Source organism: Micromonospora sp. CPCC 206061, from assembly GCF_036906915.1.
GTDB lineage: Bacteria > Actinomycetota > Actinomycetes > Mycobacteriales > Micromonosporaceae > Phytohabitans.
This window is the reverse complement of the sequence record NZ_JBAKHX010000004.1, coordinates 273853-286751: the sequence shown is the minus strand read 5'-3', so window position 1 is coordinate 286751 and position 12899 is coordinate 273853. Positions and strand designations below refer to the sequence as shown.

Genomic DNA, 12899 nt, shown 5'->3' with positions numbered 1-12899 from the left:
CCATGAGTAGCGCGCAGACCATCGAGCCGGCCCGGCGCCCGGCGGTCGTCACCGCGGCCGCCGCGATCATGATCTCCATGGCGGTTGCCGGGCTGGCCTACGCGGTATTCGGGCTCGCCGGCACGGTTGGAGTCGTCGACCGGTACCGGCAGGCGGCCGAGGCCACCGGGGCCAGCGACGGTGTCATCGACGTCCTGGCCAACCTCGCCTGGGGCACCGTGATCGTCGCCGCGGTGCTCGCGGTGGTCGTGGGCCTATTGCTGACGGCTCTGGCCTTCGGCAATCTGCGCGGCAGCTCCGGTGCCCGGATCACCACCTGGTTCGTCAGCGGCCTGGGGCTGCTCTGTGGCGTCTTCAGCCTGTTCGCCGTGCTCATGCAGGCCGCTCTGACGTGGAACGTCTCCGACGATCGCATCACGCAGGAGCTGACGCGGGCGCTGACCGACGCCTACCCGGCGTGGTGGTTCGCGCTCAGCGGGATGGCCGCGACCGGCCAGGTGCTCGGCTACCTCGTGGTCGCCCTGCTCCTCGCCCTGCCGGCCGCACACCCGTACTTCCGCGAGCGGCGGCCGGCGACGACACCGGCTGTGGGTGGCGACGCATGACCGCACCGACCGCCCTGATCACGGGAGCGACGGCCGGCATCGGTGCCGCCTTCGCCCGCCAATTGGCCGAGCAGGGGTACGCCCTCACGCTGGTGGCCCGCGACGCGGAGCGGCTCGCCGGGTTCGCCGCGGAACTGGCTGAGCGCCACGGTGTACCCGTAACGCCGCTCGCCGCGGACCTGGCCACCGACGACGGCTGCGCGGCCGTGGAGCGGAAGCTGGCCGGGCCGCACGACCTGCTGGTCAACAACGCCGGCATCAGCCTCAACCAGAAGTTCCTGAAGTCGACGGCCGCTGACGAGACGCGGCTGCTGCGGCTCAACGTGCACGCCGTGATGCGGCTGACGCTCGCGGCGCTCCCAGGTATGACGGAAAGGCGTCACGGGGGAGTGATAAATGTCTCTTCGGTTGCCGGGTTCGCCGCCGTAATGCCTGGTTCTACCTACTCGGCCTCCAAGGCTTGGGTCACCAATTTCAGTGAATCCGTAGCGCATTCTGTGCGTCCGTACGGTGTTCGCGTAATGGCTCTGTGTCCCGGATACACGCGCACCGAGTTCCACCAGCGGGCAGGCATCAACGTGTCTAAAACCCCTGAATGGATGTGGCTGCGCGCTGACGACGTGGTCCGCGACGCTCTGCGTGACCTGGGTAGGGGCAAGGTCGTGAGTGTGCCGAACTGGAAGTACAAGCTGGTGGTCTTCGGACTGCGCCACGCGCCTCGGCGACTCCTCCAGGGCGCCTCCCGAGACGTCCGAGGCCGCATCGGTCGCGAAGGGTAGTGCCGGATCCACCGTTCATCCCCATCATTTGACAAGTACGCTTGTGCGCCATGGGGGACCATGACGACCTGCGTAAATTCATCACTGAACTGGCCGTGGTTCACGGCCGGGTCGTGTTGTCATCAGGTCGTGAGGCGGACTGGTACGTCGATCTCCGTCGGGTGACGCTGCACCACGCGGCGGCCCCGTTGGTTGGTCGGGTCATGCTCGACCTCACGGCAGACTGGAGTTTCGATGCGGTTGGCGGCCTGACGTTGGGTGCGGACCCGGTGGCGGCGGCGATGCTGCACGCCGCTTCGGCGGCGGGGCGTCCGCTCGACGCCTTCGTGGTTCGTAAGGCCGAGAAGACGCACGGACTCCAGCGGCGGATCGAAGGGCCAGGGGTGGCCGGCCGCAGGGTCCTCGCTGTGGAAGACACCTCGACCACGGGCGGCAGTGTGCTGACCGCGGTCGAGGCACTTAAAGAGGCTGGGGCAGAGGTAGTGGGTGTAGCGGTTATCGTGGATCGCGGTGCCGGCGAGGCGGTGCGGGACGTGGGACTCCCGTATCGAGCGGCCTACACGTTGGGCGACCTCGGCCTTTAGGCCTAAAAGTTTGCCGATTCGGACCTGCTGATATGCAGGCGGATCGATGGTGTAGGTGGAAGGATGGAGTACGTGGGAACTGCGTTGGCTGAAACAACCATGCCTCAGATCTCGCCGCTTGGCGGCGAGCCGATCGAGCGCGCTGATGCTGAGCGACTCGCTGGGGTCCTGAAAGCACTCGCTGACCCGGCCCGGCTGCGGCTCTTGAGCCTCATCCAGTCGGCGCCGGAAGGCGAGGCATGCGTCTGCGACCTCACGGCACCGCTCGGCCTCTCGCAGCCGACCGTGAGCCACCACCTGCGCATCCTTACCGAGGCCGGCTTGCTGGAGCGGGAGAAGCGTGGAGTGTGGGCTTACTACCGGCTGGTGCCGACCGCGATCGCAACGATCGCGGACCTGCTCACCCCGCCGCGTAAGCGAGCCACTAAGAAGGCTCGCTGAATTAGCGAATCGCCCGGCGTCGCTGAGCAGTGCTCCGCGACACCGGGCGATGTCCCTTGCCTTGGGACGTTATCGGGGCTCGGTGGCCCCGACCTCCTCCATGACTTCCTTCGCGCGGCGCTTGGCCCGACGCTCCCGGATGATCTCCACGAAGATCGGCATCACCGAGATCAGGATGATCAGAGCCACTACCGGGAGGATGTACCGGTCAATGTGGTCACCGACGGCGTCGTAGATGCTCTCTGCCAGCAGATAGCCGACCAGCAGGATGCCGTCGGTCCAGAGGATGCCGCCGATCACGTTCCAGAGAAAGAACTTCTTCGCGGGCATGCCTAGCGTGCCGGCCACCGGGTTGAGGAACGTGCGCACGATCGGGATGAAGCGTGCGAGCACCACGGCCTTGGCGGGTCCGAACTTCTCGAAGTAGTACTCGGCCTTCTCGACGTACTCACGTTTGAAGAGCCGGGAGTTCGGACGCTCGAACATCTTCCGGCCGTACCGGGCGCCCAGGAAATGCCCGAGCTGAGCACCGGTGATCGCACAGATCGGCGCCCCGATCAGCAGGCCAGCGAGCGAGAGCTTCGTGCCGTCGCCGAACATCGCGTCGGCCACCGGAGAGGCGGCGACGCCAGCGAGGAAGAGTAGCGAATCGCCCGGGAAGAAGAAGCCGACGAGCAGGCCCGTTTCGGCAAAAAGGATCGCCCACACGCCTACCAGTCCGAAGGTCTGTAGCAGTTCCTTCGGATCGAGCGGGTTGACGGCCAGCTGCTCGGTGAGCGCGCGGGTCTTCTCGGCGGTGTCCACGGGCACACAGAGTACCGGTGCACACTGTGTCACGGCGGTGCCCTGCGCCAACCCGCCCTATCGGTAGTCGTCGTCCAGATCGACGACCCTCGCCTGCTCCAGCGCGTCCCAGTCGTTCACCTCGAAGCCCCGGTGCACCTCCGGCTCCTGATCGGCCGGTTGGGCAAGGGTCGCCTGCTCCACCGCGTCGTCCGCCGGCGCCTCGATGTCGCGCTCCTCGGCGGCGAGGTGGTCGCCGTGTGTGAAGTCTTCGTCGGGCTCGGTCATCGTGCCTCCCTTCCGCTGATCTTCCGCTCAGTCTGGTCTGCCCCAGGAGTTCCTCAGGAAAACCCGGCGTATAACCCGGTACTGCGGTGTCACGATGTGGTGGTGGGATTCCTCGTCCGGCTTGTGATCAACGCTATCGCGCTGTGGATAACCACGCTCGTGGTGTCCGGCATCGAGGTGACCGGCAGCTCGACCGGTCGAGACGTGCTGACCGTGATCCTCGTGGCGTTCATCTTCGGCATCGTGAACGCGGTACTGAAGCCCATCATCCATGTCGTCGGGTGTGTCTTCTACATCCTGACGCTGGGACTCTTCGCGCTCGTGGTCAACGCGTTGCTGTTCCTGCTGACCGACTGGATCGCCGACAAGATCGACCTGCCTTTCTCGATCGACGGATTCTGGCCCGCCTTCTGGGGTGCGATCGTGATGGCCGTGGTCAGCTGGCTGATCGCCCTCGTGGTGCCCGACCGGTGGGAAGGCAAGGCCGACTGAGAGACGCCAGCCGGGCTGCGGGATACTTCGGGCTGGAGGACAGCGCGGTCCGGCGCACTCAACCTGCATACCTAGGAGCGTTTGATATGCCTATCGCTTCCCCCGAGGTCTACGCCGAGATGCTCGACCGCGCCAAGGCCGGCGCGTTCGCGTATCCCGCGATCAACGTGACGTCCTCGCAGACGCTGAACGCGGCGCTGCGCGGCTTCGCCGAGGCCGAGAGCGACGGCATCGTCCAGGTCTCCACCGGTGGCGCCGAGTACCTCTCCGGCCCCACGGTGAAGGACATGGTGACCGGTTCGGCGGCGTTCGCCGCGTTCGCCGCCGAGGTCGCCAAGAACTACCCGGTCAACATCGCGCTGCACACCGACCACTGCCCGAAGAACAAGCTCGACGGCTTCGTACGCCCGCTGCTCGCCATCTCCAAGGAGCGGGTGGCCCGCGGTGAGGCGCCGCTGTTCCAGTCGCACATGTGGGACGGCTCCGCTGTGCCGCTCGACGAAAACCTTCAGATCGCCGAGGAGCTGCTCGCCGAGGCGGCAGCCGCGCACGTCGTGCTGGAGATCGAGGTCGGCGTGGTCGGCGGCGAGGAGGATGGCATCGTCGGCGCGATCGACGAAAAGCTGTACACCACCGTCGAGGACGGCCTGGCCACCGTCGCCGCACTCGGCCTGGGCGAGAAGGGCCGCTACATGGCGGCGCTCACGTTCGGCAACGTGCACGGCGTCTACAAGCCTGGCAACGTCAAGCTGCGCCCCGAGATCCTCAAGGAGATCCAGGACGCGGTTGGCGCCAAGTACGGCAAGGAGAAGCCGCTCGACCTGGTCTTCCACGGTGGTTCTGGGTCGCTGCTGGAGGAGATCCGGGCGGCGCTCGACTACGGCGTGGTCAAGATGAACATCGACACCGACACGCAGTACGCGTTCACCCGTCCGGTCGTGAGCCACATGTTCAGCCAGTACGACGGCGTGCTCAAGATCGACGGCGAGGTCGGCAACAAGAAGGCCTACGACCCGCGGGCCTGGGGCAAGGCCGCCGAAGAGGGCATGGCCAAGCGCGTCGTCGAGGCGTGCGAGCACCTGCGTTCGGTCGGCACCTCGCTGTCGAAGTAGATCAAGGCGGCATCCGCGGCCGGTCCCTCTTGCGAGGGGCCGGCCGCGTGCCGTACCGGGTAGGGGACGGCTTTTCGGTACGATCGTCCGATCTGATGCGCTCTGGAGGTCGGTCGTGCTCGGCATCGAGGGGTACGAGCCGCAGTGGTGCCACAGCGCCAAGACGCTCGCGGCCGCCCATCGCTCACGCTTCAGCCGGATCGTCGGGCGGCACCTGGACGGCGCCTGGCTCATGTGGGACCTGGATCGCCGCCGCTGGTTCGCCGACGGCCCGGTGATCCTCGGCTTCGGCGACGTAAACGTGGAGGTCACGCACCGCAAGTTCGACGAGTGCGCGATCACCTGGAACCACGTCGACATGTCCATGCCACTCGACTGGCCCGGGCTGGCGCTCGACTGGCGAGCCGACGCGCACGACGCGCTCCGGTCGGTTCAGGGGCGGCGGCTCCGCGAGGTCAACGTGATCGAGCGGATCATGCCCTCGCACTGGCGGCCCCGGGTCCTGCACGCGATCGAGTTCCTCTTCGACGGCGCCCGGCTGGCGATCTACAACGCGCTCGACGAGAACGGCCTCACCGACTCGGAGGAGATCGATCTCGCGGTGGGCTTCTGGTGCCGCGTGCCGATCGCCTGACCTACGAGGTCAGCACCCGGACAGCCTCGTCGACGTCGTCGGTCACGTGGATCGACGTGGACAGGTCGCCCTGCGGAGACAGGGCGAGCAACGGGCGCAACAGGGCCTCGATCGGCAGCGTCTCGGTCCAGAACGCGCTATCCAGGAACACGTACGCGCCGCTCGCGCCGTCGGTGCCGTAGAACGTCTTCGTCGCGGCCTGGAACACCTCCTGCACCGTGCCGGCCCGGCCGGCGGCGAACACGATGCCGCCCCGTGCCAGCCGCAGGATCGTGTCTTCCCGGATCGCGTTCGAGAAGTACTTCGCGATGCGGCCCGCGAAGAGGTTCGCCGGCTCGTGGCCGTACAGCCAGGTCGGGATCGCCAGGCCGCCACAGCGCGGCCACGGCAGCGACGCCTCGGGCCCGAACGCCGCCCGGACCCGCAGCGCGGCCGCCGTGTACCGATCGTGGTCGAGGTAGTCGGGCGCCGGCGCCAGCATGTCGATCGCGGCGGCCAGTTCCTCCTGTGTACGGGTCGACAGGTATGCGCCGAGGTTGGCGGCCTCCATGACGCCCGGGCCACCACCGGTCACCACAAGCCGCCCCGCACGTGCCAGCTGCCAACCGATGGTCGCGGCCAGCCGGTACGTGGACGTGCCGCGCGGCACCGCGTGACCGCCCATCACACCGACGACAGAGTTGGCGCCGTGCCGCGCCAGCCACGCCCGTGTGTCGTCGGCCAGCGCGTTGTCGATGCCGTGGTCGTGCAGCCGCTGGGCCAGCGCCTCTCGCACCTCGGGCAGCGCGCCGCCGTGCGCCCGGAAATGCTCGTACACCACCGTGTCGTACATGCCGGCGAAGCCCGCGGTGTCGAACCCGGCCGCCAGGTCTTCCGGCGTGTAGAGCACGCACGGGTGCGTCGGGTACGGCAGGTCGCGCATCGGCGGTACCACGTGCGCGCCGCGGCGGACGAGGTCGGCTTCGACATCGGCCGACGCAAAGGCACAACCGATGAAGAACGTGTCGCGCAGGTCGACGGCGGACAGGTCCGGTATCGGGTCGACGTCCAGCCTCAACCCCTGCACGGTTAAGCCGGCGAGGCTGCCATTGTGCAGATGAAGGTCGAGCTCCGTGCGGGACTCGATCTCGGTCGGTGTGGTGTCGTGGGGCTCGAGAACGTCGGCAGGCGGTGGGGATGACACACCACCATCTTCTCGCAACGCACCAAACTGCGTGATGGCACAGTCAACCGGACAAGAGAGAGCCCGGTGGCACAAGGCCACCGGGCTCCCGTTACCGGGTCCTGGGGAGGCTCCGGACTTTTATTGTTAGCCCAGTACGGGGTCTCGCGCACCGGCCGCTCGCGTGACGAATCCCTCAGCCTTTCAGGCACAGTACGGGGGTGGTTGCGGGTTGAATGTGCCCATGCAGAACCTGATGCCCGAACCGCCCGCCACCTTGCTGCCCGCGGACGACAAGGCGGTCGCCGCCCTGGCCGATGCGGAGCGGGTGGGCACAGCCGAGGCTTACGAGGCGGTCGCCGCCCGGTATCCGACCTACAGCGCCGCTTGGGCGGTTCTCGCCAGTCGGGCGCTCGCCGAGGGCAAGGCCGTCACCGCGTACGCGTACGCGCGCACCGGATACCACCGGGGCCTGGACCAGCTCCGCAAGAGCGGCTGGCGCGGGCACGGCCCGGTGCCGTGGTCACACGAGCCGAACCGCGGGTTCCTCCGGTCGCTGCACGCGCTCTCCCGGTCCGCCGACGAGATCGGTGAGGCAGAAGAGGCCGCCCGCTGCGCTCAGTTCCTGCGCGACTGCGACCCGGCGGCCGGCGACGCCATGTCCAACGTCTAGCTTCCCCGCTCCGGCCACGCGGGCGTGTGCGGCGGCGGGCCCTTCGGAGGTCGGCTAGAGGCCTTCGGAGACTGCTGCCGCCACTCTTAGCCAGGCGTCGAGGGTGGCGCTGGAGAGTTGGCCGTATCGGAGCGGCTCGCCGGTGTCGATCAGCCGGTCGTAGGGCGCGACTAGTACCGCCCGGGTGCGGGCGGCGAAGTGGCGCTGGATCGGCGGCAGGTCGATGTCGCGGGCGCGCGGCGGCATCGACACCACGGTCACAGCCTGCCGTACCAGTCGGGTGCGTCCAGTCTGCTCCAGGTGGTCGAGCATCCGGGCAGCGGTCTCGGCGGAGTCGTTACGGGCCGACATCGTCACCACGAGCTGGTCGGTGGCGTCGATGGCGGCCTGCCAGTTCTGCGCCCGCACGTTGTTTCCGGTGTCCACCACGATCAGCTTGTAGAACCGGCTGACGACCTCGCGGATCTCGCCGAACGCGTGCGCGGTCAGCATCTCACCGGCTGTGGCCGACTCATCCGACGCCAGTACGTCGAACATGCCCTCACCCTGCGCCCGCACGTACTGCGAAAGGTCTCCGACCCGGCCCCGGGCGCCCTGGAAGTTCGAGAGATCGCGCAGCATGTCGCGCACCGTGCGGCTGTGGAAGTCCTGCTGCGCCCGCATGCCGAGCGTGCCCTGGGTCTCGTTGTTGTCCCAGGCCAGCACGTAACCGCCGCGCTTCTGACCGAACGTCATCGCCAGCAACAGCACAGCGACCGTCTTGCCGGCGCCGCCCTTCGGGTTGACCACGGTGACCTGGCGAAGCCCACCGAAGTTGCGCCGCACCTTCTCGATGTCCTGCCGGAACTCCATCTCGTCCCGGCCGGGCGCCAGCTTCACCAGACCCAGCGTGCTCTTGTTGACGGCCGCCCGTACGCCGGTGCGCGCGACCGGGTCAGCAGGCTTCGCGGCGCGACGGCGGGCGAACTCTTCCGCCGTCGGCGCTCCAGCCTCCGGCGCCCAGGTGTGCTCGGTGTACGCCTGCGACGGAGGCGGTGTCGGGACCGGGGCGGGCGATGGTGCTTGCTGGGGTGGTGGCTGCTGGTGGGTGGTCGGTGGTGTGGCCCATGGCGAAGCTGGCGAGTGGCTGATCGGCGCCGTCGTCGCCCATGGGTCGGACGGCGGCTGCAACCCCTGCCCGTGCTCGACTGGCTGGGCGGCGTGGTGCGGTGCCAGCGGCCCCGGCGCGTGCGGGGTCGCGGGATGGTGCGACACCGGCGGGCTCTGGAGATGTGCCTGCGGAGGCGGGGGCGCCGAGTGCCCGGACGCGTGGGCCGGCTGCGCGGGCACGCCAAACGGGGGCGCCTGCAACGACGGCTGCCCAGCGGCCTCTGCGAAAGGCGGCCCAGACGCCGGTGGCGCCGACGAGGGCTGCACAGCCGGACCCGGGTAGGGCGGAGGAGCGGACGGCGGAGGGCCGTAGGCGGGTGGCACGGACGCTGGAGGCCCCGCATAGGGCGGGCCGGACGAAGGCGGCGCCGACGATGGCGCGGCAAGCGGCGGGCCTGCGTAGGGCGGGCCGGACGACGGCGACGCGGTAGACGGCGGGCCTGCGTAGGGCGGGGGTGCGGGTGGCGCCGACGACGGCGCGGTAGACGGCGAGCCATCGTGGGGAGGCGCGGAACCTGGCGCGGCGAACGGTCCGGCACCTGCCAGCGGGCCGGAGACCGGGATGCCGGCCGGCGGCGTGGTGACGATCGGCTGGCCCGCGTGGATGGGCGTCGGCGGCTCCAGATCGGTGCTGCCGGTCAGCGGCCACACCCCCGGCGGCAGCTTGTCGCCCGACCCGGCCCAGTCGGCGGGCGGCGGCAGCTGCGCAAACTCGCCCGCAGGCGGCGGACCCACGGCCGGCGAGCCGGCGGACTGCTCCGGCCACGTCCGGCCAACGGCCGCCGGCGGACCCATGGCGGGCGGCCCCATGACCGGCGGACCCATGGCCGGAGGGCCGGACGGCGGCGCGTGGACCGGCGATACGGCCGGCGGCGCGGGCGGCACCGCGTCGGAAGGCGAGGCGGCCGGAGGCCCGGGCGGCGACATGGGTGGCGGCGGGACGGCGGCTAGTGACCCGAACGGCGGGAGCTCGCGATCGGGCGGATACGAACCGGCGACCATGTGCTGCGGCTCGGCCGAGAAGGAAGCGGCGACCGTGCCTGACCCACCATGCGGGATCGGAGGTAGCTCGACCGCCGGCGGCAATACGGGTGAGAGGTCGGCCGGCGGGGCTGGGGGCGGGGCCGGTGCGGCGGGAGGCGCGGCTGGCACGTCCTCCGGGACGTAGTCATCGGTTGGCCAGAGCGGCTTCACACCTCGGTTCGGCCCGACTGGCACCTGGCGGGGCCCCCGGTTGTCCTCCACCGTTTCTACCTCCTCTCGCCCCGCAGCCTCGCACAGAGGTCAGCGGACGTACACCGCCCAAGCACCCGGCTCGACCCACCACGAACGTTTGTGGCTCAACGTGGCTTCGACACCGTCGTCGATGTACCCGATCTCCTCATCGCGCGGCGTGATGGCCACGGCGCGACCGCGCGCCCGGCGGACCTCCAGCCGCAGGCGCGGCTGGCGCAGCAGGCGGCGCGTGACCACCGGGACGGCGACCGCGACCTCGACGACGCCGTCGGCCGGGTCGGGCCCGGTGAGCAGGGGAAAGCCGTCAAACTGCGTATATCCGGTGGAGTTGCCGACCGCGCACGCGAGGATCGGGTCTTGTCCGTCGCTGAGCACAGCGTCGTCGACCTCCACCCGTCCGCGCCAAGAGGACGGCCCGGTGCCGCCCACCAGTGCGCCGTCCAGCGTCACCGAGCCACCATCGTTGCGGAGCAGGTCAAATCGGCGCACCTTTTCGCCGAGCACCGCGGCGGCGACGTCTGCGGGATCGCGGGGCAGGCCGAGCCGAGCCGCCAGGTCGTCGCCTACCGGGTCCATGGGCAGGACGCCGATGGCCGGCAGGTCGGGGATGGTGCGGTTCGGCGGCAGGTCGGCGGGGCGCTTGCTGGGCGCTGGCGCGTACCGCCGCACGAGTCGGCGCACGACGGCCCGCAGCTGGCCGTCGGCGGCGGTGGCGACGATCACGCGGCGCCCGTCGAGCACGGCGTCGATCTCGGCGTCGGAGTCGGCGGTGACGGTTTCGACCTTCGCGCCGCCGGCGCTCAGCGCGTCGGCGCAGGACAGCACGGGTACCCGTGGGGAGCCGCAGCCGGCACCGAGGGTGAGCAACACCACGTCGTACACCGCCGGTGACCCCCTGCTGATCTCCGTGGCCAGCTCTGACCTGGCCGTCACTTCTTGTTAGCCTGACACCTCGGGCTCGCCACGCGGTCGCCACCTGGCACCCGAGCCCCTGGAGGCGGGAAAAAGATGCCAGCGATCGTGCTCATCGGCGCGCAGTGGGGCGACGAGGGCAAAGGCAAGGTTACCGACCTGCTGGGCGAGCGGGTCCACTACGTGGTCCGTTACTCGGGCGGTAACAACGCCGGCCACACTGTGATCACTCCGGACGGTCAGAAGTACGCACTACACCTGATGCCGTCCGGCGCATTGTCACCCAACGCGATGATTGTGATCGGCAACGGGGTCGTGGTGGACCCGAAGGTGCTGATCGCGGAGATCGACGGCCTTGCGGAGCGTGGCGTCGACGTCTCGCGGCTCCGCATTTCGGGCGACGCCCACTTGATCATGCCGCATCACCGGGCACTCGACCGGGTGGTGGAGCGCTACCTGGGTTCGTCGCGGATCGGCACGACGGGGCGCGGGATCGGTCCGGCGTACGGCGACAAGGTGGCGCGGATCGGGATCCGCGTGCAGGACCTGCTGGACCCGGGCATCCTCCGCAAGAAGCTCGAGCTGGTGCTTCGCGAGAAGAACCAGATCATGTTCAAGGTGTACAACCGCAAGGCGCTGGATCCGGCGGCTGTCGTCGAGGAGTACCTGGCGTACGCGGAGCGGCTGCGGCCGTACATCGCGGAGACCCGCACGATCCTGTGGGACGCGCTGGACCGCGGCGACACGGTGCTGCTGGAGGGCGCTCAGGCCACCATGCTCGACATGGACCACGGCACGTACCCGTTCGTGACCTCGTCCAACCCGTCGGCGGGTGGGGCGTGCGTCGGTGCGGGCATCCCGCCGACCGCCATCTCCAAGGTCATCGGCGTTACCAAGGCGTACACGACCCGGGTGGGGTCGGGGCCGTTCCCGACGGAGTTGTTCGACGACAACGGCGCCCACCTTCGCAAGATCGGTGCCGAGTACGGCACGACTACCGGCCGGGAGCGCCGATGCGGCTGGTTCGACGCGGTGGTGGCGCGATACGCGACCCGCCTCAACGGCATCACCGACCTGGTGGTGACGAAGCTCGACGTGCTGACTGGCCTGGAAAGGGTGCCGATCTGCGTGGGCTACGAGATCGACGGCGAGCGGGTCGACACGATGCCGATGACGCAGACCGCGTTTCACCACGCCCGCCCGGTGTACGAGGAGCACCCGGGCTGGTGGGAGGACATCACCAAGGCTCGCGTCTTCAGCGATCTTCCCCCGGCCGCCCGCGCGTACGTGGAGCGCATCGAGGAGCTGGTCGACACCCGGGTCTCGATCGTGGGCGTCGGCCCCGGCCGCGAGGAGAACGTGGTCCGCCACGACCTCCTCGGCTAATTCTGTGGTGACGCCGCCTTCCGGATCTCCCACGCCAGCCAGGCACAGCCCGCGCCGACCAGCGCGCCGTGGGCGATCCGGACGGCGGCCGGCGCGTAGAACTGCGGGATGAACAGCGCGAATCCGACCGCGAAGGGGATGCCGCTGTAGCGGGCCAGCACACCCGAGCGCCAGACGGCCACGGCTGCCATGACCGCACCGGCACCCAGTGCCAGCAGGCCGATGGCGAACGTCGTGGTGGCGACCGGGTTCATGCGTACCGCCTCCGCCACGGCGAGCAGGTCGATGCGGTCGACGTCAGCCGAAGACGCGATCTCGTGCAGGCCGAAGTCTTCGGCGCCGTAGTACGGCAGGGTCAGGCCGGCGCCGATCCACGCGGTGATCGCCCCGGTTAAGGCGAGCCGCTCCGATCGGGTGGCGGCGAGCACGCCTCGCAGTGCCAGCAGCGCGAGCGGCACCAGGATGAAGCCGATCATCGCGAACAGGTGTGACGCGACCCAGGCTCCCGAGCTCATCGACGCGATGGCGCCGTCGACTGTGGACTCGTCGTGCCAGGGGCGGACGGCGGGGTACAGGATGAAAAGGGCCCCGGCGAGGGCGATTGCGAGCGCGCCGAGGCGCGTGCGGGTGAGGGATGGCGACACGGGAAGTCTCCTGGAAGAG

The 12899-nt window shown here is 69.4% G+C and carries 15 protein-coding genes; 9 read left to right on the top strand and 6 right to left on the bottom strand.

The window, feature by feature from the left end; genetic code table 11:
• The first annotated feature begins 2 nt into the window (after positions 1 to 2).
• The 4 genes from V6V89_RS05710 (at position 3) to V6V89_RS05695 (ending at position 2409) form a co-directional block, all read left to right on the top strand.
• Positions 3 to 605, top strand: a complete 603-nt coding sequence (locus tag V6V89_RS05710; protein ID WP_334617865.1) for a hypothetical protein — start codon at positions 3 to 5, stop codon at positions 603 to 605.
• Positions 602 to 1384 carry an SDR family NAD(P)-dependent oxidoreductase gene (locus V6V89_RS05705; RefSeq protein ID WP_334617864.1) on the top strand — a complete coding sequence of 261 codons (783 nt, stop codon included), beginning with the start codon at positions 602 to 604 and terminating at the stop codon, positions 1382 to 1384. Before V6V89_RS05710 ends, V6V89_RS05705 begins: the two co-directional genes overlap by 4 nt.
• Positions 1385 to 1434: 50 nt before the next feature.
• A complete protein-coding gene (gene pyrE / locus V6V89_RS05700) occupies positions 1435 to 1968 on the top strand; it encodes an orotate phosphoribosyltransferase (protein ID WP_334617863.1) in 534 nt (177 codons plus the stop codon).
• Between the two features lie 63 nt (positions 1969 to 2031).
• Complete coding sequence (locus V6V89_RS05695; RefSeq protein ID WP_173040617.1) at positions 2032 to 2409, top strand: ArsR/SmtB family transcription factor; 378 nt, start codon at positions 2032 to 2034, stop codon at positions 2407 to 2409.
• 69 nt (positions 2410 to 2478) lie between these two features.
• Here V6V89_RS05695 and V6V89_RS05690 read toward each other — a convergent pair whose 3' ends face one another.
• Together V6V89_RS05690 and V6V89_RS05685 are read right to left on the bottom strand one after the other, a co-directional pair.
• Positions 2479 to 3219 (bottom strand): DedA family protein, encoded by a 741-nt coding sequence (locus V6V89_RS05690; protein ID WP_334617862.1) that lies wholly within the window; start codon positions 3217 to 3219, stop codon positions 2479 to 2481.
• A 51-nt stretch (positions 3220 to 3270) separates the two neighbouring features.
• Positions 3271 to 3480, bottom strand: coding sequence for a hypothetical protein (locus tag V6V89_RS05685; RefSeq protein WP_334617861.1), 210 nt, complete (start codon positions 3478 to 3480; stop codon positions 3271 to 3273).
• 102 nt (positions 3481 to 3582) lie between these two features.
• On the opposite strand from V6V89_RS05685, the gene V6V89_RS05680 reads away from it, so the two are divergent.
• The 3 genes from V6V89_RS05680 (at position 3583) to V6V89_RS05670 (ending at position 5718) form a co-directional block, all read left to right on the top strand.
• Positions 3583 to 3972 carry a phage holin family protein gene (locus V6V89_RS05680; RefSeq protein WP_334617860.1) on the top strand — a complete coding sequence of 130 codons (390 nt, stop codon included), beginning with the start codon at positions 3583 to 3585 and terminating at the stop codon, positions 3970 to 3972.
• A gap of 86 nt (positions 3973 to 4058) precedes the next feature.
• Positions 4059 to 5084, top strand: a complete 1026-nt coding sequence (fbaA, locus tag V6V89_RS05675) for a class II fructose-bisphosphate aldolase (RefSeq protein ID WP_334617859.1) — start codon at positions 4059 to 4061, stop codon at positions 5082 to 5084.
• A 115-nt stretch (positions 5085 to 5199) separates the two neighbouring features.
• Positions 5200 to 5718, top strand: a complete 519-nt coding sequence (locus V6V89_RS05670; RefSeq protein ID WP_334617858.1) for a hypothetical protein — start codon at positions 5200 to 5202, stop codon at positions 5716 to 5718.
• Between the two features lies 1 nt (position 5719).
• Here V6V89_RS05670 and V6V89_RS05665 read toward each other — a convergent pair whose 3' ends face one another.
• Positions 5720 to 6901 (bottom strand): LOG family protein, encoded by a 1182-nt coding sequence (locus tag V6V89_RS05665; protein WP_334617857.1) that lies wholly within the window; start codon positions 6899 to 6901, stop codon positions 5720 to 5722.
• A gap of 223 nt (positions 6902 to 7124) precedes the next feature.
• Between V6V89_RS05665 and V6V89_RS05660 the strand changes: the two genes are divergently transcribed.
• Complete coding sequence (locus V6V89_RS05660) at positions 7125 to 7553, top strand: DUF3151 domain-containing protein (RefSeq protein WP_334617856.1); 429 nt, start codon at positions 7125 to 7127, stop codon at positions 7551 to 7553.
• Between the two features lie 54 nt (positions 7554 to 7607).
• On the opposite strand, the gene V6V89_RS05655 is transcribed toward V6V89_RS05660, so the two are convergent.
• Both V6V89_RS05655 and V6V89_RS05645 read right to left on the bottom strand, forming a co-directional pair.
• Complete coding sequence (locus V6V89_RS05655) at positions 7608 to 9497, bottom strand: chromosome partitioning protein (protein ID WP_442935075.1); 1890 nt, start codon at positions 9495 to 9497, stop codon at positions 7608 to 7610.
• Between the two features lie 489 nt (positions 9498 to 9986).
• Entirely contained in the window at positions 9987 to 10820 is an 834-nt protein-coding gene (locus V6V89_RS05645; protein ID WP_334617949.1) for a hypothetical protein, read from the bottom strand.
• A gap of 126 nt (positions 10821 to 10946) precedes the next feature.
• Here V6V89_RS05645 and V6V89_RS05640 point away from each other — a divergent pair, with 126 nt between their 5' ends.
• Positions 10947 to 12236 carry an adenylosuccinate synthase gene (locus V6V89_RS05640; RefSeq protein ID WP_334617855.1) on the top strand — a complete coding sequence of 430 codons (1290 nt, stop codon included), beginning with the start codon at positions 10947 to 10949 and terminating at the stop codon, positions 12234 to 12236.
• Here the strand turns inward: V6V89_RS05640 and V6V89_RS05635 are convergent.
• A complete protein-coding gene (locus V6V89_RS05635; RefSeq protein WP_334617854.1) occupies positions 12233 to 12880 on the bottom strand; it encodes a hypothetical protein in 648 nt (215 codons plus the stop codon). The two genes, V6V89_RS05640 and V6V89_RS05635, sit on opposite strands and share 4 nt — an antisense overlap.
• Positions 12881 to 12899 lie beyond the last annotated feature (19 nt).